Origin of the sequence: Streptomyces sp. NPDC047043 (assembly GCF_040644055.1) — a bacterium.
Taxonomy (GTDB): domain Bacteria; phylum Actinomycetota; class Actinomycetes; order Streptomycetales; family Streptomycetaceae; genus Streptomyces.
The window spans coordinates 316,921-337,182 of sequence record NZ_JBEYVO010000003.1; the positions used below are offsets into that span (position 1 = coordinate 316,921).

Genomic DNA, 20,262 nt, shown 5'->3' on the forward strand with positions numbered 1-20,262 from the left:
CCCGCAACGGCTTTCTGTGAAGTTCACTGTGAAGTTGAACCTCGGACGGGGGACAAGTGGGACCTCCCGTGCCAAGCAGCTGGTCCGATGGATAGGGTCCCGAACTAATGGCAGCAGGACGAGAGCGGCGCGCGGCGGCCGAGACGTTCACGGCCCGGTTGAAGATGGAGTGGCACCGGGTCCGCGTCGGCCTGCGCAGAAGCGCCGTGGACTACTTCCGCGGGGACGGCTCGGACTGGGTCGCACTGGCGGGTCTGCTGCTGACCGTGCCGCTGATCGCGGCCACGACGCTCGCCAACTCGGTGTGGTGCTCGCCGGCCGCGCTGGTCCTGCCGATCGTCGCGGGCGGCCTGGTGCTGCGCCCGGCCAGCCTGCTCGGCCTGTACGCGGCGGCGGCCACGGCGCTGATCGTGGAGTCGGTGCGGCTGGGCCCGTACACGGAAGGTCCCTCGCGTGTGACCCCGGGCGTGGTGCTCGTGGTCGCCGCGTGCGGCTTCTTCGGCCTGCTCCTCGCCCAGTTCCGCAGCCGGGTCGGCGTGCCGTGGCGGCGCGGCGGCACGATGCTTTTCGACCTGCGTGAACGCATCCGCGTCCAGAGCAAGCTGCCGAAGCTGCCGGCCGGCTGGCACCGCGAGATGGCGCTGCGTCCCGCGGGCGGCCAGTCCTTCTCGGGGGACTTCGTGGTGGCGGCGCGCACCAACGGCGGCCGCACGCTGGAGGTCGTCCTGACGGACGTGTCCGGCAAGGGCATGGACGCGGGTTCGCGCGCGCTGCTGCTCTCCGGCGCCTTCGGCGGCCTGCTGGGCTCGCTGCCCCCGCATGCGTTCCTCCCGGCGGCCAACGGCTATCTCCTCCGCCAGGACTGGGACGAGGGCTTCGCCACCTCCATCCACCTGGTCCTTGACCTCGACTCCGGCGACTACGAGCTGTACTCCGCGGGCCATCCGCCAGGACTGCAGCTCAGCGCGGGCAGCGGCCGCTGGGAGGAGAAGGCGGCCGAGGGCCCGCTCCTCGGTGTGTACGACGGCGCGCAGTTCGACCCCGTGAAGGGCTCGCTGCGCCCCGGCGACGTGTTGATGCTGTTCACGGACGGCCTGGTGGAGACCTCCGACCGCGACATCGTCGAGGGCATCGACCGCCTCACCGGAGAGGCCGACCGGTATGTGGCCGGCGGCTTCCACGGCGCCGCCTGGCACCTCATCGAGGCGGTCGCGAAGGACGTGAACGACGACCGGGCCCTGCTGCTGATCTGCCGCGAGGGCCCGACGGCCATGGCGACGGCGACCTCCCACCTGTCCGCGAGCTGAGCCCCGCAGACACGCCACGGTGGGGTTTACCCCCGCCCCGATCCGCCAGGCGCCCTCATCGCCCGCGCACCCTCCGCATCCGTACGTTCGAGACATCACCGAAGTGATGCTCCACCTCGACGTACGGACCGGAAGGGACACCACACATGGCAGGCGACCGCGCCGACTGGGCCGTAGAACTGCACGGAGTGCACCGGCGCTACGGCCGAGGCCGGACCGCAGTGCACGCCCTGCGCGGCATCGACCTCACCCTCCGACCCGGCACCTTCACCGCCGTGATGGGCCCCTCAGGCTCCGGCAAGTCCACGTTCCTGCAGTGCGCGGCCGGGCTCGACCGCCCCACCACCGGCACCGTCCGCCTCGGCGGCACGGAGATCACCGGCATGAAGGAGAACAAGCTCACCGCGCTGCGCCGCACCCGACTCGGCTTCGTCTTCCAGGCCTTCAACCTGCTCCCGTCCCTCACGGTCGAGCAGAACGTCGTCCTCCCGATGCGCCTGGCCGGCCACCGCCCCGACCGCCGCCGCACAGCCGAAGTACTGGCCCAGGTCGGCCTGTCCGACAAGGCCCGCCGCCGCCCTGCCCAGTTGTCCGGCGGCCAGCAGCAACGCGTGGCGATCGCCCGTGCGTTGGTCACCCGCCCCGACGTGGTCTTCGCGGACGAACCGACGGGCGCCCTGGACACCACCACGGCCGCCGAGATCCTCTCCCTGCTGCGCCAGGCCGTGGACACCCTCCCCCACGCTCGAACAACCTCGCGCGGGGGGACCCCCATGGCCACGGTCGTCATGGTCACCCACGACCCCTCGGCCGCGGCCTGGGCGGACCGGGTGCTGTTCCTGGCGGACGGCGAGATCGTGGACCACCTGGACCGCGGAACCCCGGCACAGATCGCGGACCGTATGACGGCCCTCACGGCACCGCACGCCTTCACACAGGCGGCAGCCTGATGTTCGCCCCCAACGGCCTGGCCCGCGCGGCCCTGCGCTTCCGCCCCTCGACCTTCGTCGGCACCTTCGTCGCCCTGGCGATGGCCGCCATGGTCGTCTCGGCCTGCGGCATCCTCCTGGAAACGGGAATCCGGGCCACGGTCCCGCCCGCCCGCTACGCCGCCGCCCCCGTCGTGGCCGCCGCCGACCAGCGCGCCCCCTACGGCCACGGCGACGACGCGGACAGTGAACCGCTCCCCGACCGCGCCCGCGTGGACGCCTCCCTGGTCGCGAAGGCGGCCTCGGCCCCCGGCGCCCGCACAGCAGTGGCCGACGTCACGTTCCCCATCGGCGGCCCGCACTCGACCACCCTCACCGCCCACAACTGGTCCTCCACCGCCTTCACCGGCGAAAAGCTCACCGCGGGCCACGCCCCCGGCCCCGGCGAGGTCGTCGTGAACCGGGGCACCGTGGGCGACCGCATCACCCTCACCACCCCCGACGGCCGCCACACCTACCGTGTCTCCGGGACCGCCAACGCCCGTGAAAGCACCGCCTGGTTCACCGACGACGAAGCCGTGCGACGCTCGGGCCACCCCGACCGCATCGACGCCATCGCCGTACTCCCCGAGCCCGGCGTCCCGACCGACACCCTCAAGTCCCAGGTGGCGCAAGCCCTCGGCAAACACGCCGAGCTGCACACCGGCGACGACCGCGGCACCGTGGAGACCCCCGCCCTCACCGAGGCCAGGGAGACCCTCATCGGCATCGGCGGCTCCTTCGGCGGCATCGCCACCATGGTCGCCGTCTTCACCGCGGCCGGCACCGTGGCCCTCGGCGTGGGCCAACGCGCCCGCGAATTCGCCCTGTTGCGGGCCATCGGCACCACCCCACGCCAGATCCGCCGCACGATAGCCACCGAGACCCTCCTGGTGGCGCCTCTCGCGGGCGCCCTCGGCTGTCTGCCCGGAATCGCCCTGGCCCGTTGGTGGTTCGGGCAGCTCAAGGACAAGGGGGCGATCCCGGAGCCCGTCCACCTCTCCGTCTCCTGGATCCCGCTCGTCTCGGCCGTCGGCGCGGTCCTCCTCACGGCCCTGCTCTCCGGCTACATGGCCGCCCACCGCAGCTCCCGCATCAAGCCCGGCCAGGCCCTGACCGAGGCGTCCGTGGAGCGGCTGCGCCCCGGCTGGATCCGCACACCGCTCGGCATCGCGGCCGCGGCCGGCGGCATCGTCTGCGCCGGTCTCTCCGCCTCCCTCACCGGCGAGGACGCGGCCAACGCGGCCCTCGGAGTCGTCTTCCTGTTCATGCTCGCCGTGGCCCTGCTCGGCCCGTTCGTGGCCCGGGCCTGCGCCGCCCTGTTCGGCCTGCCGCTGCGCGGAGCGGGCGCCTCCGCGGTGCTCGCGGCCGCCAACTCCCGCACCAACGCCCGCCGTCTGGCCTCCGCGATCACCCCGATCGTGCTCGCCATGGCGTTCTCGTCCGTGCTGATCTTCATGCAGACCAGCACGGACCACGTCACCGCCGACCAGCAGCACGCCGGCATCCGCGCCGACCACATCGTCACCGCCGACCCGGGCCTGGCCCCGGACGCCGTGCGACGGGCCGAGCGCGCCCCCGAAGTCACGTCAGCCGTGGGCCTGTTGAAGACCGCCGTGCTCGTCCCGGCCACCGGCGGCCTGGAACCGGCCACCGCGCAGGGCGTCACGGGCTCGGTCCACGATCTGACCGCCGTACAGGACCTGGACGTGGAACACGGCCGACTGACCCTCGAACCCGGCGAGACGGCCGTCGACAAGACCCTCGCCGACAACTCCCACGTCAAGGTCGGCGACCGCCTCCACCTCCGCCTGCCCGACGGCACGAAGGCCTCGCCGGTGATCACAGCGACGTACGGACGCGGCATGGGGCTCTCCCAGGTCACCATGGCCCGCGCAGACCTCGCCGGCCACGTCACCTCCGCCTACGACACCGAGCTGTGGACGAAGGGCGGAACCGCCGCCGGTCTCAAGGCGCTCGGCACCGTCCTCGACCGCGCCGACTACACCGCCGCCCAGTCCCTGGACCGCGAGCTCAACGCCTGGGCCAACGCCGTCATGGCCGGAGTGCTCGGCGGCTTCGCGGCCGTCGCCGCCGTCAACACCCTGGTGATGACCGTCCTCGACCGCCGTCGCGAACTCGGCACGCTCCGCCTCATCGGCTCCACCCGCGGCCAGGTCCTGCGCATGATCCGCTGGGAGGCCCTCCTGGTCGCCCTCGCGGGCATCGCCCTCGGCACGGTGATCGCCCTCGCCACGCTGGTGCCGCTGATGAAGGGGCTGACGGGGCAGGGACCGTACATACCCCCGCTGGTGTACGGCACTTTCGCGGGCGCGATCGTCGTCCTCGGGGTGACGGCCGCGACCCTCCCGGCCCGCGCGGCCCTCCGTAAGGAGACACTGGAGGAGTGACGCACACCCCTCAGTTGACCCTGGCCGAAGTGGAAGCCGTGGCTCGCGCCGCCCACGAAGGGCAGACCGACAAAGCCGGACGGCCCTACGCAGAACACCTCAAGGCCGTCGCCGAGGGCGTACGCGCGCGTGGCGGCGACGAGGAACAGATCGCGGCGGCCTGGCTGCACGACGCCGTCGAGGACGACGCACTCTCCGAGCAGTGGCTGAAAGAGGCCGCGCTGAGCCGCCGTACGAAGGACATCGTGCTTGCCGTCACCAAGCGGGCGGGGGAGGGGCCGGAGGAGTACGCCGCGCGCATCCTCGCCACACCGGGCGCGCTCCTGGTGAAGGAGGCGGACCTGGCCCACAACGCCGACCCGTCCCGCCTGGCCCGCCTCACCGACGAGGTCACCCGCACACGACTGACCGAGAAGTACGCCCGGATGCGCGCACTTCTCGGTCTGAAGAGTGACTAGGCCGGGACCTTCTCGCGCTGGTCGCGCTGCTCGGCCCGCTCCCGCTGCCGGGCCAGTTCCGCCGCGTCCCGCTTGAAGGCCCACTTCATCTCGGGCTCCATCGCGAACTTGAACATCCGCTGCACCGGCGGAGTGCAGAGCACGGTGACCGCGGCGGCGAAGACCAGCGTCACGAAGATCTCGCCGAGCGGCTTGTGCAGCCACTTGTGGTCGAACCAGCCGTAGAAGTCACCGGCCTTCACCAGGAACCCGTGCAGCAGGTAGCCGTAGAGCGTGCCGGCGCCGAGCGCGGTGAACCACATCTTGCGGCGCGGCACCCAGGCGAAGAAGCAGGCGGTCAGCAGCAGCGAGCAGCCGAACAGCGCGAGCACCATGACCGGCCCGGTCCACCACGGCGCGTTCAACTCCTGTGCGGCGTCACGGTGGTAGAACCACGCGGTGTCCATGCGCGGCACGGCCCACCAGCCGACGGCCAGCGCGCCCGCGACGATCGGCACCGACAGGATCCGCATCCTGCGCGTGCGCACCATCTGGAAGTGCTCGGGCTTCATGCACAGACCCAGCACGAAGTACGGCAGGAACTGCAGGACCCGCTGCAGGTCCAGGTCGTTGCCGATCTCCGGCGAGACGGACCCGAACATCGCGATCCCGAGCGCGACGGGCAGCGGCCAGCGCAGGCTCTTCCACAGGGGAGTCGTCAGCCGCCAGACGAACAGCGCGACCAGGAACCAGGTGAGATACCAGGGGTCGAGCAGACTGACGGTCATGCCCGGGTCGTGGTCGCCGTAGCGCTTGAAGAGGCTGTACGCCGTCTCGAAGAGGACGTACGGCACGACGACGCCGGTGACCAGCCGCCGCAGACGGTCGGGGCGCATGTCGAAACTGCGCGAGAAGTAGCCGGAGATGATGATGAACGCCGGCATGTGGAAGCTGTACACGACGGTGTACACGCCCTCCAGGATGCGGCTGTCACCCTTGAGCGGTTCCCAGGAGTGGCCCATGGCCACCAGGACGATCGCCAGGTACTTCGCGTTGTCGAAGAACGCGTCGCGTTGTCTGCCGGGTTTGGGGGTTTGGGTCTGCTGTTCCTGCGGTGAGCGCGGACTCGGCACTCCCGACGCCGGCGGCTGTGCCGGAGGGAGCGGCGCTCTGTTGTGGCCGTGCGGTCGCAACGAGTTCGTCACAGACCCTCCCCCCAGAAACTGGGGGAGACGATCCCGGACCTCGCTGCACGTGCGGGGGACGAGGCAGCGTGAAACATCTGAGGCACCCTAGCGTTCGCTGTGGGTTTTCGTAAAACTCCCCACGTCATTCCTGCTTATTGGCTTCGAGTACCCGTGATTAACGGAAGTTGACGCCTCTGTGGAGGTGACGGTCAACACACCATTACATGTCCTGGTTGTCACGACTCATCCCGACTAAACGGGGCATATGACCAGGGGGCGACTCTGGTGGAATGTCCGCTTCATTGACCTTTTGTGGGGCTGTCGTTGGCGGCTCGGATGTGTCCGTGGCGACAATTCGAAATACCTGCGAACGCGTTGTGTGGACATGGAAACGATCCCACCGAATTCCCTGTGCGGCTACATCGTCGAATTGCTGTGCGGCGGGCGGGGGTTGAGGCTTCGCGCGGGGGCGCGTCCTCATGGTTCGGCCATGGGTCGGGCAAAGGTACGGCACAGGTGTGGCCGACGATGCCTCACGGGCCGCATACGCGGGCCTTGTTGGTGGCACGATGGTTCTGGCGGGGGTGCGCGGGGCTGGCACCCCCGGGCCGGGAGAGCGGACCGACCGTAGGGTGTGATCAGTTGTGGCCATTTCGTTGTCAGTGGTGCTTCTGTTGGCGATCATCCTGGTGGTGTTGATCCGGGGAGGATCCATCAAGGCCGGTCCCGCCATCGTCGCGGTGCTCTTCGGCTTCTTCCTCGCCTCGACCGGCATGGCCCCGTCGATCAACCGATTCCTCAACTCGATAGCGGAGACCATCAACTCGATCAGTTTCTGATGCGAGTCTGATCCGGGGAGCTACGCTCGGCCGTCGGGGGGCGGCGATGCGGACGGGGGGACGTACGGGGATGGCGCTGCGCGACTCGGACCCGGCGGAGGTGGGCGGTTACCGCATCGAGGACCGCCTCGGCAGCGGCGGTATGGGCGTGGTGTACCTCGCCCGCTCCGCCTCCGGCCGCCGCCTGGCCGTCAAGGTCGTGCACGGCCAGTACGCCGACGACGACGAGTTCCGGACCCGCTTCAGCCGCGAGGTGGCCGCCGCCCGTCAGGTCAGCGGCGCCTTCACGGCCCCTGTCGTGGACGCGGACGCCGATGCGCCGCGCCCCTGGATGGCCACGCTCTACATCCCGGGCGAGGACCTCGGCACCCACGTCCGCCGCCACGGCCCGCTGCCCCTGCCGAAGGTGCGCGAACTGGCCGCAGGGCTCGCCGAGGCGTTGCGCGACATCCACCGCGCGGGCGTGGTCCACCGCGACCTGAAGCCGGCCAACGTGATGCTCGCCGACGACGGTCCCCGCGTCATCGACTTCGGCATCTCCCGCGCCGCCGAGTTCGCCGCCCAGGACGTGCTCACCCAGACCGGCCGCGTGATGGGCACCCCGCCCTTCATGTCCCCCGAGCAGTTCTCGTCCCCGCACGAGGTGGGCCCGGCCGCGGACATCTTCTCCCTCGGCTCGGTCGTGGCGTACGCCGCCACGCGCCGCGGCCCCTTCGACAGCCCGAGCCCCTACGAGACCGCGGTCAAGGTCGTCGAGGGCGAGCCCGAACTGGCCGACGTCCCCGAGGATTTGCTCCCCTTCGTCTGCCTCTGTCTGACCAAGCACCCCAAGTCCCGCCCCACCGCCGACGAACTCCTCACCCTCCTGCGCGACGGCCACCTCCCCGACCCCCGCCCGGACTCGGCCCCCACGAAACCGGACAACCTTCTGCTACGGCCGCGCAGGCGCCGTAAACGCATATGGCCGGCCGCCGCCGCGGGAGCCGTACTCCTGGCCGTCACGGCCTCCGTGGCCGCCGTACAGCTGACCGGAGACGGCCCGGCGCCGAGCAACCTCCCGGCCGGCTGGCGGGCCTGGCACGCCAAGGTCGTGAAGAACTCCAGCAGCGAGGGCGGCCTCTTCCCGGCCTGTCGCGCCCTGGACGGCGGCCTGATCTGCGCAGGCGACGACATCCAGGCCGCCCGCTACTCCCTCGCCAGCGGCAAGGTCGCCTGGATCCGCACGGTCGACCCGACCCCCGACCCCAACGGCAACTCCTACGAGGGCGGGATCCTCGGCGCCTCCGCGCACCGCGTCTACGTCATGGGCGACGAGCAGAAGTCCAGGCCCAACGGCGAGAACGCCACCTGGGACTACCGCATCCAGGCCCTCGACACCCGCACCGGCGCCCTCCGCTGGACCGCCCACACCGGCGACGGGGACGGGTCCGTGGCCCCCTCGGTCGCGGACGGCACCGCCGCGTTCACCTCGTCCGGCGTCCTCGCCGTGACCGGCGCCAAGGCCGACCGGTACATGCTGCTCGACCCGGTCACCGGCGCCGTGCTGTGGCACCGCGCGCTGCCCGACCCCGACAGCTGCACCCTGCACGCCCACGCCGGCCAGGGCTACCTGGTGTGCACCGCCGCCAAGGCCAAGCGCACCAGGGTCTCCCGGCTCGACCCCACCACCGGCCGGGTCCTGTGGACGGTGTCGGCGTCCGGCCTGCTGACACCGGCAGGCGCGGTGGGCGACCGCATGCTGTTCGTGGAGAACGCCGACGAGGGCACCAAGTACCGCAGGCTGACCCTGATCGACCCGTCCCGCCGCAGGGCCGCAATCGTCCCCCTGGCCCGCACCGAGACCGCGGCCGCCACCGTCACCCTCAGCCGGGGCACCCTCTACTACAGCCTCCGCAGCGGCGAGCTCCACGCCGTCGACCCGCTCACCGGCCGCCGCCTGTGGACCTCCCACACCTCCGTGGAACTCCCCGGCAAGCCCCTCGCCTCCGCCGACCGCGTCTACCTGGCCTCCCCGGGCGGCCGCCTGGCCGTCCTGGAGCGCCGCACTGGCCGCGAGGTCGCGAGCATCCCCGGCCGCGGCACCGCCGCCGACCCGGTCACCGCCGACACCGGCGCCTCCCTCACCCTCCAGGGCGATGCGCTCTACGTCCCGTACGGCATCCGCTCGGTGTACAGCGTGGACGTGCGGCATCTCTGAAAGCGGCCGCACCGGGGTCGGCCCGCTGCATGTTCGGGGCGATCGCGGGTAGACGAGGGGCGTCGTGGAGTGACCGGCTCGCAAGGGTGTGCACCATGAACGAGATCCCCGCTGAGCTCTTCGAGGCCGTGGCCCGGGACGCTCTGCGGGATCTGGCCACAGCTCCGGACCGCGGGGCCCTGGAGGCGCTGTCGGGCTGCGACGTACTGATCCCTGCGGTCAGCGGGATCCGTTGCACGCGTGACCGCAGTGAGTTCGTGCGGTTCGTGCTGCCGGTGATCGAGAGCGTGAACGACGCCCCCAAGGTCATGGTCTTCACCTCGGAGGAGCGGTTCCTGAGCGCTTTCCCCCAGGTGCCCTGCTACCGGCCCATCACCCTGCGGCAGCTCGCCGCCCACTGGCCGAGCGACGAGGTCGTGCTGGTCATCGACGCCGGACACGAGGACGCCCTGACCCTGTCCGCCCACGAGGCACGCTGGCTGCTCGCCCGCTGCCTCGCCTGAACGGCACCCGAAGCGACCAGGGCCGGGACGGAGGAAGAAACCTCGGTCCCGGCCCTGGTCGCATCCGGAGGAGAGGGAGCGCGAGGCTAATCGTTCTTGCTTTTCGCGGGCTCGGGATGTCTGGGGGTGTGGCGCTGACGGCGTCGGGAGGTTCTCTGGCGTGGTGGCCGGGTCAGTGTGATCTGTCGGACCAGTTGTTGGAAGCAGGCCAGGGACGCGATGGCCGGCAAGGCGGCTGCGGCGACACTCGTGAAGGTCCTCTCGGCCTCGGCCATGCAGAGGATTATCGCGAGAGAGGAAAACAGCAGAACGACGAACCAGGAGTGCATCGCACGCCGTTGGTGCAGGGCCGTCCGCAGGATGGAGAGCGAGGCCACCATCCAGGGGCCGTAGATCAGTAGAGGCCAGGCGTGAGCCGTGGCACCGCGTGAACCCGCAGCGACGTGTTGCAGCGGTGCGTAAGCCACAATGCCGCCGAAGACGCTCACCATCGACACGATCACGGCTGCCAACGCGGCGATCACGAAGCTGACAGTCTGCAGCCATGTGAAGTGCAGTTTGCGGGCCCGCACCTTCCGATGCCCGGCAGAGAAGCGCCGGATGGGCGGCAACTCGGCAGTGAGCTGTACCAGGTTGTCCATCGGGACGTCGGCGCCGCCGACGTCGGGGGAGGACGGCTTGCCACGAGGGGGCGGCACGGCAGTTCCCTGCTCTGCTGTCGCGACATCCTGCAAGAGGTGGGTGAGTTCCTCGACCGGGTCCCAGCTCTCGTCCGGGGGCGCCATTGGATGCAGGGTATTTGCAGAACCCCTGTTCCCACCGGGCGACTGTCCGCCGGCGTACCTGCCGGGATAACGATCATCCCGGGTGAACCAGTGATCCGGATAATCGTGATTCACGAAACCCGCCCCCCGTCACATGCGGGTTGCGTGGCAATCGGAACGCCCCTGTCTGTTCCACCGCTGGCTGAGTTCCTCCTGGGCCGTGTCCAGCAGGGTCAGGAGCTCACTGAGCAGCGGCTCGGTGACCCGCAGTTCGACCTTCGCGCCGTCCACGTGCAGGGTGCCGCTGGCCTCGGGCGATGAGTACGCCGCGGCAGGCGTGAAGATGTATCGCCCTACCGCCACGCCACGGGGAGCGGGGAGATGCTCGGCCGTCCCTCCGGAGCGGGGCGAGGAAAAGAGACGTGCTTTCGTCATGGTCCGCTAACGCATTTCGCGCTTCCCCAGATGCGCGGCAAACGAGTGAGGCAATTTGGTAAAAGTTTTAGAGACGGTATTTGTAATTAGAGCCAACTGCGCAGCATCCAATGCGTAAAGAGTCGAGAGGGTTGTCGTTTGAGTTCTTTTCAGAAAGAAGGAACGGTTCGCCACCCACCGACCCGCGGTCGCGAACGGCTGCTGGGAAGGTGCTGTTCGGCCCGTACGCCGCTGGCTCGATCACGCAGCGCGAACTGACGTCCACCGCGCGCCAGCTCTACGGCTCGCTTCTGACAACGGACAGCGTCAGATCGGGGCGCCGAAGGGGCACGTGGGGGACACGGAGAAGAACGGACCCCCCCGGAAACGATCAGGGCCAGGCGGAGGAAAGATCCTCTGACCTGGCCCTGAGCCGTATGGAGCGGGCGACGGGAATCGAACCCGCGTAGCTAGTTTGGAAGACTAGGGCTCTACCATTGAGCTACGCCCGCACAGCACGCGCCGCAGGTCAGATGACCGCGGCACTGAAGGCATCGTAGCGGGTCGGCCCGCCTCGCCGCACACCCCATTCCCGCCCGCACCGCCTCTTTACGAGCGCTCGGGAAATGCGGCAGCCGCACTGCCTGCGGCCATGTACCCTACGTGTCGCACCAGACGGGGTGTGGCGCAGCTTGGTAGCGCGTCCGCTTTGGGAGCGGAAGGCCGTGGGTTCAAATCCCGCCACCCCGACCACGACCGGTCAACACCGGCCACAGGCGCGATCACCTCGCTTGATCGCCTTTGGGGCGTGTCGTCGCTGCCGTTACTATGCAAGCTGCATGCCCGTGTGTCTCTCAGCCGGGCACGATCCCTAAAGTCAGCCCCAAGGAGACCGAACCGTGAAGAGCGCCGTCGAGACCCTGAACCCGACCCGGGTTCGGCTCAGCATTGAGGTGCCCTTCGAGGAGCTCAAGGACAGCCTCGACGCGGCGTACAAGAAGATCAACCAGCAGGTCACGGTGAAGGGCTTCCGGAAGGGCAAGATCCCGGCGCGCGTCATCGACCAGCGGTTCGGCCGCGGTGCGGTCCTGGAGGAGGCGGTCAACGACGCGCTTCCGAAGTTCTACACGGAGGCGGTCAACGAGGCCGAGCTCAACGTCCTCGGCCAGCCCGAGGTCGACATCACGGAGCTGAAGGACGGCGAGACGCTGAACTTCACGGCCGAGGTCGACATCCGCCCCACCCTCGAGATCCCGGACTACTCCGGCATCGAGGTCGAGGTCGACGCGGTCGAGGTCACCGACGAGGACGTCGAGAAGTCCGTCGAGCAGCTCCGCGAGCGCTTCGCTTCGACCTCGCCGGTCGAGCGCGCCGCCGAGGACGGCGACGTCGTCACCATCGACCTCGAGGCCAAGGTCGAGGGCGAGGTCCTCGAGGACGGCGTGGCGAGCGGCGTCTCCTACACGATCGGCTCCGGCGAGCTCCTCGACGGCATCGACGACGCCGTCAAGGGCCTGGAGGCCGGTGGCGAGGCCACCTTCACCTCCGAGCTCAAGGGCGGCTCCGCGGCCGGCAAGGAGGCCGAGGTCACCGTCAAGGTCACCCAGGTCGCCGCGCGCGAACTGCCCGAGCTGGACGACGAGTTCGCGCAGCTCGCCTCCGAGTTCGACACCCTCGAGGAGCTCAAGGCCGACAGCCGCAAGCGCCTCGAGAACACGAAGCAGTACGACCAGGCCACGCAGGCCCAGGAGCGCGTCCTGGAGAAGCTGCTCGAGCTGGTCGAGGTCCCGGTCCCCGAGAAGCTGCTCGAGGACGAGATCAACACCCGTAAGCACAACCTCGAGCACCACCAGCTCGGCCAGATGGGCCTCGACCTCGCGAAGTACCTGGAGATCCAGGGCAAGACCGAGGAGGAGTTCGACGCCGAGACCGAGGAAGCCGCGGTCAAGGGCATCAAGACCCAGTTCGTGCTCGACGAGCTCGTCAAGCAGGAGAAGCTGAACGTCAACCAGGAGGAGCTCACCGAGCACCTCATGCGCCGCGCGGCCTCCTCCGGCATGTCCCCCGACCAGTTCGCCCAGGCGGTCGTCGAGGGCGGCCAGGTTCCGCTCCTGGTCGGCGAGGTCGCCCGCGGCAAGGCCCTCGCGGTCGTCGTCGAGGCCGCCACGGTCAAGGACACCAACGGCGAGGTCATCGACCTGGACGACGAGGACGAGGTCGAGTCGGCCGCCGAGGTCGCCGCCGAGGCCACCGAGGGCGACGCCGTCGAGGCCACCGACGAGAAGACCGAGGGCTGACGCCCACGGCGCCTGGCACGTCGTAGGAAGGGCTCCGGGGACGTATGTCGCCGGGGCCCTTCCGGCTTCCCGTGGCGCTACGCCCCCGGCGAACACCCCCCTCTGCGGGATTCCCCGAAGGGACCAGCGCGTTAGGGTCCATGAGTACGAGGGCAGGGAAGTCGGCGAACCGCCGGACAGCCCCACGCCCCGGCAGAACACGTGAGACGGCCGGACGCCGTCGTAAGACGAGCAGGTGGATACGTGACGAATCTGATGCCCTCCGCCGCCGGCGAGCCCTCCATCGGCGGTGGCCTCGGCGACCAGGTCTACAACCGGCTGCTCAACGAGCGGATCATCTTCCTCGGCCAGCCGGTCGACGACGACATCGCGAACAAGATCACCGCACAGTTGCTGCTCCTTGCCGCGGCCGACCCCGACAAGGACATCAACCTCTACATCAACAGCCCCGGCGGTTCGATCACGGCCGGCATGGCGATCTACGACACCATGCAGTTCATCAAGAACGACGTGATGACGATCGCCATGGGCCTCGCCGCGTCCATGGGCCAGTTCCTGCTCAGCGCGGGCACCCCGGGCAAGCGCTTCGCCCTCCCGAACGCCGAGATCCTGATCCACCAGCCCTCCGCGGGCCTGGCCGGTTCGGCGTCGGACATCAAGATCCACGCCGAGCGACTGCTGCACACCAAGAAGCGCATGGCCGAGCTCACGGCCCAGCACACGGGTCAGACCGTCGAGCAGGTCACCCGTGACTCGGACCGCGACCGCTGGTTCGACCCCGAGGAGGCCAAGGAGTACGGCCTCATCGACGACGTCATCAGCACGGCTGCCGGCATCCCGGGCGGCGGCGGCACCGGGGCCTGACCGCCCCGTGGGACCGAATCGGCCCCAGCAAGCCCCCCAGCCGACCGCCACAGCTCCTAGGAGACAGACAGTGAACGACTTCCCCGGCAGCGGTCTGTACGACCGCACGCGCGCCGAGTACACGGGTCCCGCCGCCGAGTCCCGCTACGTCATCCCGCGCTTCGTCGAGCGCACCTCGCAGGGCATCCGCGAGTACGACCCGTACGCGAAGCTCTTCGAGGAGCGCGTGATCTTCCTCGGCGTGCAGATCGACGACGCCTCCGCCAACGACGTCATGGCGCAGCTGCTGTGCCTGGAGTCGATGGACCCCGACCGGGACATCTCGGTCTACATCAACAGTCCGGGCGGCTCCTTCACCGCGCTGACTGCGATCTACGACACGATGCAGTTCGTGAAGCCGGACATCCAGACGGTCTGCATGGGCCAGGCGGCCTCCGCCGCCGCCGTGCTGCTGGCCGCCGGTTCGCCGGGCAAGCGCATGGCGCTGCCGAACGCCCGCGTGCTGATCCACCAGCCGTACAGCGAGACGGGCCGCGGGCAGGTCTCCGACCTGGAGATCGCCGCCAACGAGATCCTCCGGATGCGCTCGCAGCTGGAGGAGATGCTGGCCAAGCACTCGACGACGCCGATCGAGAAGATCCGCGAGGACATCGAGCGCGACAAGATCCTCACGGCCGAGGACGCGCTGTCGTACGGCCTGATCGACCAGATCATCTCCACCCGGAAGATGAACAACTCGGCCGTTCGGTAGTCGGAAGGCTGTATTGTCTGCCGCCCCTTGGCCCGGTTGGTGTGCTTTGACACGCTGCACGTCAAAGTGAACCGCGCCAAGGGGGGCCCGAACGGGGGGCCCGGCAAGGTACCGTCGGATTAAGGCAGCACCAGGAGCCGCTGGACCTAGGCGTCTCCCAGGCGAAGGGGAAGCACACCGTGGCACGCATCGGTGACGGCGGCGATCTGCTCAAGTGCTCGTTCTGCGGCAAGAGCCAGAAGCAGGTCAAGAAGCTCATCGCAGGGCCTGGTGTGTACATCTGCGACGAGTGCATCGACCTCTGCAACGAGATCATCGAGGAAGAGCTCGCGGAGACCAGCGAGGTGCGCTGGGAGGAACTCCCCAAGCCCCGCGAGATCTACGAGTTCCTCGAGGGCTACGTGGTCGGCCAGGAGCCCGCCAAGAAGGCCCTCTCGGTAGCGGTCTACAACCACTACAAGCGCGTCCAGGCCGGCGAGAACGGCGGCGGCAACGGCCGTGACGACGCGATCGAGTTGGCGAAGTCCAACATCCTGCTGCTCGGCCCCACGGGCTCGGGCAAGACCCTCCTCGCCCAGACGCTGGCGCGCATGCTGAACGTCCCGTTCGCCATCGCCGACGCGACGGCGCTGACGGAGGCGGGTTACGTGGGCGAGGACGTCGAGAACATCCTCCTGAAGCTCATCCAGGCGGCGGACTACGACGTCAAGAAGGCCGAGACGGGCATCATCTACATCGATGAGATCGACAAGGTCGCGCGGAAGAGTGAAAACCCGTCGATCACGCGCGATGTGTCCGGCGAGGGCGTCCAGCAGGCCCTGCTGAAGATCCTGGAGGGCACGACTGCCTCCGTGCCCCCGCAGGGCGGGCGGAAGCACCCCCACCAGGAGTTCATCCAGATCGACACGACGAATGTGCTGTTCATCGTGGGCGGCGCCTTCGCGGGCCTGGAGAAGATCATCGAGTCCCGGGCCGGCGCGAAGGGCATCGGCTTCGGCGCGACGATCCGCTCGAAGCGCGAGCTGGAGGCCAAGGACCAGTTCGAGGACGTCATGCCGGAGGACCTGGTCAAGTTCGGCATGATCCCCGAGTTCATCGGCCGACTTCCCGTCATCACGTCGGTCCACAACCTCGACAGGGAAGCCCTCCTCCAGATCCTGGTCGAGCCGCGCAACGCCCTGGTGAAGCAGTACCAGCGCCTCTTCGAACTCGACGGGGTGGAACTGGACTTCGAGCGCCAGGCCCTGGAGGCCATCGCCGACCAGGCCATCCTCCGCCAGACGGGCGCGCGAGGCCTGCGCGCCATCATGGAAGAGGTCCTGATGTCGGTGATGTACGAGGTCCCGTCCCGCAAGGACGTGGCCCGCGTCGTCATCACGGCGGACGTCGTCCACTCGAACGTGAACCCGACCCTGATCCCGCGGGACGCGCGCAACGGGCGGGGGCCGGGGGAGCAGAAGACGGCGTAACCGCCGCACCGCAGACACCCGAAGGGGCCCCGGTCAACCGACCGGGGCCCCTTCGCAGTTGAGGCGTACGGCGCCCGTCAGGCCTTGACGCGCACGTCGTTGCGGAGCTTGGCCGCGAGGGCCGCGGTGTCGTCGATCGACGGGCTCGACCCGGCGGCGATGGAGGCGAAGCTGAACGTGGTGACGTCGGCGACGGTGCTGTGGTCGCCCCAGATGCAGATGGGCATCTTGAAGGTCTTCGCGGCACCGGCGCTCGTCGACGAGGCCTCGTCGTTCTCGAACTCGGCCACCTGGCACTTCATGATGCCGTTGGAGAAGCCCTCCGGGTGGACCTCCTCCGGGCTGCCGAGGAGCTTGCCCTTGGTGTCCTTGTCCTTCGTGGACTCGGACTTGATCTTCGCGAACATGGCGTCGACGACGGCCTCCGGGTCGTCGATGGTGCCGTAGACGCCGCCGAAGGACAGGTTCGAGGCGGACAGCCCGGTGCCCTTGGAGTAGCCCGCGCTGACGCTCTTCGGGTCCTTCACGCCCCACTTCTCGAAGTCGGCCTTGTCGTCGTCGCTGAACGAGTCCGAACTGTCGGCGCTGTTCGACTTCTTGTACGTGTTGTTGATGACCTTCGCCGGCGTCGTCAGCTTGTGCGCACCGTCGTCCGTGATGCCACCGCCGCCGGCGCCGCCACCCCCACCGATCACGAAGTACGCCCCGACACCGATCGCGGCCACGACCGCCACCGCGCCGATGATCAGGCCCGTCTTCTTGCCGCCGCCACCGCCGGGCACGGGCGGCTGCGGGACCGTGTACTGCTGCTGGCCGTACGGGTCCTGGCCGTAGGGCGGCTGCTGGCCGTACGGGTTCGGCTGCTGCGGCACGCCCTGCGGGGGCTGCTGCGGGTAGCCGTAGCCGGGCTGGCCCTGCGGAGGCTGCTGAGGGTAGCCATAGCCGGGCTGGGGGGCCTGCGGCGGCTGCTGGCCGTAGGGGCCCGGCTGGCCGTACGGTCCGGGCTGCTGGGGCTGCCCGCCGTACGGGCCCGGCTGGTTGTGACTCATTTCTGGGTTCCCCTCCAGATGCCTTATGTGGTCCTGACATCCTGGCCCAGACCCCGAGCGCGCGTTCCGGCGGGGGGCGCACCGTTACAGAACAAACGCGTTTCGGGACTGCCCCGTGACACCCCTAAACTGAGCCCGTGACCGAGAACGCTCAGCAGCAGCCACCAGCGCCCAACACCGAACTGCCGACCCAGTACGCGCCGGCCGACGTAGAGGGGCCGCTGTACGAGCGCTGGGTAGAGCGCGGTTACTTCGAGGCCGACGAGAAGAGCGACAAGCCGTCGTACACCATCGTCATCCCGCCGCCGAACGTCACGGGCAGCCTGCACCTCGGGCATGCCTTCGAGCACACCCTCATCGACGCCCTCACGCGCCGCAAGCGCATGCAGGGCTTCGAGACGCTGTGGCAGCCGGGCATGGACCACGCCGGTATCGCCACGCAGAACGTGGTCGAGCGCGAGCTCGGCAAGGAGGGCAAGTCCCGGCACGACCTCGGCCGGGAGGCGTTCGTCGAGCGCGTCTGGCAGTGGAAGGCCGAGTCCGGCGGGCAGATCAGCGGCCAGATGCGCCGCCTCGGTGACGCCGTCGCCTGGTCCCGTGAGCGCTTCACCATGGACGAGGGCCTCTCGCAGGCCGTCCAGACCATCTTCAAGCGGCTCTACGACGACGAGCTCATCTACCGCGCCGAGCGCATCATCAACTGGTGTCCGCGCTGTCTGACGGCGATCTCGGACATCGAGGTCGAGTACCAGGACGACGACGGCGAGCTCGTCTCCATGAAGTACGGCGAGGGGGACGACACCATCGTCGTCGCCACGACCCGCGCCGAGACCATGCTCGGTGACACGGCCGTCGCCGTTCACCCCGAGGACGAGCGCTACAAGCACCTCGTCGGCAAGCTCATCAAGCTGCCCCTGACGGACCGTTCCATCCCGGTCGTCGCGGACGAGCACGTCGACCCGGAGTTCGGCACGGGCGCCGTCAAGGTCACCCCGGCCCACGACCCGAACGACTTCGAGATCGGCCAGCGCCACGACCTGCCGGCCATCACGATCATGGACGAGCACGCCGTCATCACCGCCCACGGCCCCTTCCAGGGCCTGGACCGGCTCGAGGCCCGCTCCGCCATCGTCGCCGCGCTGCGCGCCGAGGGCCGGATCGTCGCCGAGAAGCGGCCGTACGTCCACTCCGTCGGCCACTGCTCGCGCTGCAAGACCACCATCGAGCCGCGCCTGTCCATGCAGTGGTGGGTCAAGGTCGGCCCGCTCGCGAAGGCCGCCGGTGACGCGGTCCGCGAGGGCAAGGTCAAGATCCACCCGCAGGAGATGGAGAAGCGGTACTTCGACTGGGTCGACAACCTCCACGACTGGTGCATTTCACGGCAGTTGTGGTGGGGCCACCGCATTCCGGTCTGGTACGGCCCGAACGGTGAGGTCGTCTGCGTCGGTCCCGACGAGGAGCCCCCGAGCGGTGAGGGCTGGCGTCAGGACACCGACGTCCTCGACACCTGGTTCTCCTCCGGCCTGTGGCCCTTCTCCACGCTCGGCTGGCCCGAACAGACCGAGTCGCTCGCGAAGTTCTACCCGAACTCCGTCCTGGTCACCGGCTACGACATCCTCTTCTTCTGGGTCGCCCGGATGATGATGTTCGGCCTGTACGCGATGGACGGCACCCCGCCGTTCCACACCATCGCCCTGCACGGCATGGTCCGCGACCAGTTCGGCAAGAAGATGTCGAAGTCCTTCGGCAACGCGGTCAACCCGCTGGACTGGATGGACAAGTACGGCAGCGACGCGCTCCGGTTCACGCTGGCCCGTGGCGCGAACCCGGGTGTCGACGTGCCGATCGGCGAGGACTGGGTCCAGGGGTCCCGCAACTTCGCCAACAAGATCTGGAACGCCACCCGCTTCGCGCTGATGAACGGCGCGACGGTCGAGGGACCACTGCCGGACGCGTCGAAGATGTCCTCGACCGACCGCTGGATCCTCTCCCGCCTCAACTCCGTCGTGGCCGAAGTCGACGCGTTCTACGAGGACTTCCAGTTCGCCAAGCTGTCCGACGCCCTCTTCCACTTCGCGTGGGACGAGGTCTTCGACTGGTACGTCGAGCTGTCCAAGACGACGTTCCAGGCGGGCGGCGAGCCGGCCGAGGTCTCGAAGCGCGTCCTCGGCGAGGTCCTCGACGTCACCCTCAAGCTCCTGCACCCGGTCGTCCCCTTCGTCACGGAGACGCTGTGGACCACCCTCACGGGTGGCGAGTCGGTCGTCGTCGCGGACTGGCCCAAGGACAGCGGCTTCCGTGACGCCGACGCCGAGCGGGAGATCGAGACCCTCCAGTCCGTCATCACCGAGGTCCGCCGCTTCCGTGCCGACCAGGGCCTGCAGCCGGGCCAGCGCGTCCCGGCCCGCCTGACCCTCGACGGCACGGACCTGGCCCCGCACGAGGCCGCGATCCGCCAGCTGCTGCGCCTGCAGCCGGAGGGCGAGTCCTTCACGGCGACGGCGACCCTGCCGGTCTCCGGCGCCGAGGTGGCCCTCGACCTCTCCGGCACGATCGACGTCGCGGCGGAGCGCAAGCGCCTCGCGAAGGACCTGGCGGCGGCCGAGAAGGAGAAGGCCCAGGCCACGGCCAAGCTGGGCAACGAGGCGTTCCTCGCGAAGGCCCCCGACAACGTCGTGGAGAAGATCCGAGGCCGCCTGGCCAAGGCGGAGGAGGACATCACCCGGATCCAGGCCCAGCTGGACCGCCTGCCGGAGGCCTGAGCCGTACTGCGTGGCGGAAGGCCCCCGGAGCCGGAGAGCTCCG

General features: G+C 69.3%; 16 protein-coding genes and 2 tRNA genes. 13 read left to right on the top strand and 5 right to left on the bottom strand.

What is annotated here, in order from left to right; translation table 11 throughout:
* Positions 1–107: 107 nt before the first annotated feature.
* From ABZ880_RS06660 to ABZ880_RS06675, 4 genes are all read left to right on the top strand, one after another.
* Positions 108–1,307, top strand: coding sequence for a PP2C family protein-serine/threonine phosphatase (locus ABZ880_RS06660; RefSeq protein ID WP_361257913.1), 1,200 nt, complete (start codon positions 108–110; stop codon positions 1,305–1,307).
* Positions 1,308–1,453: 146 nt separating this feature from the next.
* Positions 1,454–2,257 (top strand): ABC transporter ATP-binding protein, encoded by an 804-nt coding sequence (locus ABZ880_RS06665; protein ID WP_361257916.1) that lies wholly within the window; start codon positions 1,454–1,456, stop codon positions 2,255–2,257.
* Positions 2,257–4,686 carry an FtsX-like permease family protein gene (locus ABZ880_RS06670; RefSeq protein ID WP_361257919.1) on the top strand — a complete coding sequence of 810 codons (2,430 nt, stop codon included), beginning with the start codon at positions 2,257–2,259 and terminating at the stop codon, positions 4,684–4,686. Before ABZ880_RS06665 ends, ABZ880_RS06670 begins: the two co-directional genes overlap by 1 nt.
* Entirely contained in the window at positions 4,683–5,144 is a 462-nt protein-coding gene (locus tag ABZ880_RS06675; protein ID WP_361257921.1) for an HD domain-containing protein, read from the top strand. Before ABZ880_RS06670 ends, ABZ880_RS06675 begins: the two co-directional genes overlap by 4 nt.
* On the opposite strand, the gene ABZ880_RS06680 is transcribed toward ABZ880_RS06675, so the two are convergent.
* Positions 5,141–6,256 carry an acyltransferase family protein gene (locus tag ABZ880_RS06680; RefSeq protein WP_361257923.1) on the bottom strand — a complete coding sequence of 372 codons (1,116 nt, stop codon included), beginning with the start codon at positions 6,254–6,256 and terminating at the stop codon, positions 5,141–5,143. The two genes, ABZ880_RS06675 and ABZ880_RS06680, sit on opposite strands and share 4 nt — an antisense overlap.
* Positions 6,257–6,954: 698 nt before the next feature.
* Here ABZ880_RS06680 and ABZ880_RS06685 point away from each other — a divergent pair.
* The 3 genes from ABZ880_RS06685 to ABZ880_RS06695 all read left to right on the top strand — a co-directional run bounded on the left by ABZ880_RS06685 (position 6,955) and on the right by ABZ880_RS06695 (position 9,849).
* Positions 6,955–7,149 carry a hypothetical protein gene (locus ABZ880_RS06685; RefSeq protein ID WP_016435177.1) on the top strand — a complete coding sequence of 65 codons (195 nt, stop codon included), beginning with the start codon at positions 6,955–6,957 and terminating at the stop codon, positions 7,147–7,149.
* A 70-nt stretch (positions 7,150–7,219) separates the two neighbouring features.
* Entirely contained in the window at positions 7,220–9,346 is a 2,127-nt protein-coding gene (locus ABZ880_RS06690; protein ID WP_361257926.1) for a PQQ-binding-like beta-propeller repeat protein, read from the top strand.
* Between the two features lie 95 nt (positions 9,347–9,441).
* Positions 9,442–9,849, top strand: a complete 408-nt coding sequence (locus ABZ880_RS06695; RefSeq protein WP_361257928.1) for an SseB family protein — start codon at positions 9,442–9,444, stop codon at positions 9,847–9,849.
* Positions 9,850–9,935: 86 nt separating this feature from the next.
* Here ABZ880_RS06695 and ABZ880_RS06700 read toward each other — a convergent pair whose 3' ends face one another.
* The 3 genes from ABZ880_RS06700 to ABZ880_RS06710 all read right to left on the bottom strand — a co-directional run bounded on the left by ABZ880_RS06700 (position 9,936) and on the right by ABZ880_RS06710 (position 11,539).
* On the bottom strand, positions 9,936–10,634 hold the full coding sequence (locus ABZ880_RS06700; protein WP_361257931.1) for a DUF2637 domain-containing protein: 699 nt from the start codon (positions 10,632–10,634) through the stop codon (positions 9,936–9,938).
* Between the two features lie 129 nt (positions 10,635–10,763).
* Entirely contained in the window at positions 10,764–10,976 is a 213-nt protein-coding gene (locus ABZ880_RS06705) for a hypothetical protein (protein ID WP_361257934.1), read from the bottom strand.
* 489 nt (positions 10,977–11,465) lie between these two features.
* Positions 11,466–11,539 (bottom strand) — tRNA-Gly (locus tag ABZ880_RS06710).
* A 164-nt stretch (positions 11,540–11,703) separates the two neighbouring features.
* Between ABZ880_RS06710 and ABZ880_RS06715 the strand changes: the two genes are divergently transcribed.
* The 5 genes from ABZ880_RS06715 (at position 11,704) to clpX (ending at position 16,408) form a co-directional block, all read left to right on the top strand.
* Positions 11,704–11,780, top strand: a tRNA-Pro gene (locus tag ABZ880_RS06715).
* A gap of 146 nt (positions 11,781–11,926) precedes the next feature.
* On the top strand, positions 11,927–13,324 hold the full coding sequence (gene tig, locus ABZ880_RS06720) for a trigger factor (RefSeq protein WP_361257937.1): 1,398 nt from the start codon (positions 11,927–11,929) through the stop codon (positions 13,322–13,324).
* Between the two features lie 255 nt (positions 13,325–13,579).
* Positions 13,580–14,188 carry an ATP-dependent Clp protease proteolytic subunit gene (locus tag ABZ880_RS06725; RefSeq protein WP_028807494.1) on the top strand — a complete coding sequence of 203 codons (609 nt, stop codon included), beginning with the start codon at positions 13,580–13,582 and terminating at the stop codon, positions 14,186–14,188.
* 70 nt (positions 14,189–14,258) lie between these two features.
* On the top strand, positions 14,259–14,939 hold the full coding sequence (locus ABZ880_RS06730) for an ATP-dependent Clp protease proteolytic subunit (protein ID WP_361257940.1): 681 nt from the start codon (positions 14,259–14,261) through the stop codon (positions 14,937–14,939).
* Positions 14,940–15,118: 179 nt separating this feature from the next.
* Entirely contained in the window at positions 15,119–16,408 is a 1,290-nt protein-coding gene (gene clpX, locus ABZ880_RS06735; protein WP_361257942.1) for an ATP-dependent Clp protease ATP-binding subunit ClpX, read from the top strand.
* Positions 16,409–16,485: 77 nt separating this feature from the next.
* Here clpX and ABZ880_RS06740 read toward each other — a convergent pair whose 3' ends face one another.
* The gene (locus ABZ880_RS06740) at positions 16,486–17,457 is read right to left on the bottom strand and encodes a hypothetical protein (RefSeq protein ID WP_361257945.1); all 972 of its coding nucleotides are present in this window, start codon (positions 17,455–17,457) and stop codon (positions 16,486–16,488) included.
* A 137-nt stretch (positions 17,458–17,594) separates the two neighbouring features.
* On the opposite strand from ABZ880_RS06740, the gene ABZ880_RS06745 reads away from it, so the two are divergent.
* Complete coding sequence (locus tag ABZ880_RS06745) at positions 17,595–20,219, top strand: valine--tRNA ligase (protein ID WP_361257948.1); 2,625 nt, start codon at positions 17,595–17,597, stop codon at positions 20,217–20,219.
* Positions 20,220–20,262: the final 43 nt, after the last annotated feature.

What these genes read in the sequence shown, in the direction of transcription:
- ABZ880_RS06660 (WP_361257913.1), top strand. Translation starts at nt 108, where the DNA reads ATGGCAGCAGGACGAGAGCGGCGCGCGGCGGCCGAGACGTTCACGGCC.
- ABZ880_RS06740 (WP_361257945.1), bottom strand. Translation starts at nt 17,457, where the DNA reads ATGAGTCACAACCAGCCGGGCCCGTACGGCGGGCAGCCCCAGCAGCCC.
- ABZ880_RS06700 (WP_361257931.1), bottom strand. Translation starts at nt 10,634, where the DNA reads ATGGCGCCCCCGGACGAGAGCTGGGACCCGGTCGAGGAACTCACCCAC.
- ABZ880_RS06690 (WP_361257926.1), top strand. Translation starts at nt 7,220, where the DNA reads ATGGCGCTGCGCGACTCGGACCCGGCGGAGGTGGGCGGTTACCGCATC.
- ABZ880_RS06695 (WP_361257928.1), top strand. Translation starts at nt 9,442, where the DNA reads ATGAACGAGATCCCCGCTGAGCTCTTCGAGGCCGTGGCCCGGGACGCT.
- ABZ880_RS06665 (WP_361257916.1), top strand. Translation starts at nt 1,454, where the DNA reads ATGGCAGGCGACCGCGCCGACTGGGCCGTAGAACTGCACGGAGTGCAC.
- ABZ880_RS06670 (WP_361257919.1), top strand. Translation starts at nt 2,257, where the DNA reads ATGTTCGCCCCCAACGGCCTGGCCCGCGCGGCCCTGCGCTTCCGCCCC.
- ABZ880_RS06725 (WP_028807494.1), top strand. Translation starts at nt 13,580, where the DNA reads ATGCCCTCCGCCGCCGGCGAGCCCTCCATCGGCGGTGGCCTCGGCGAC.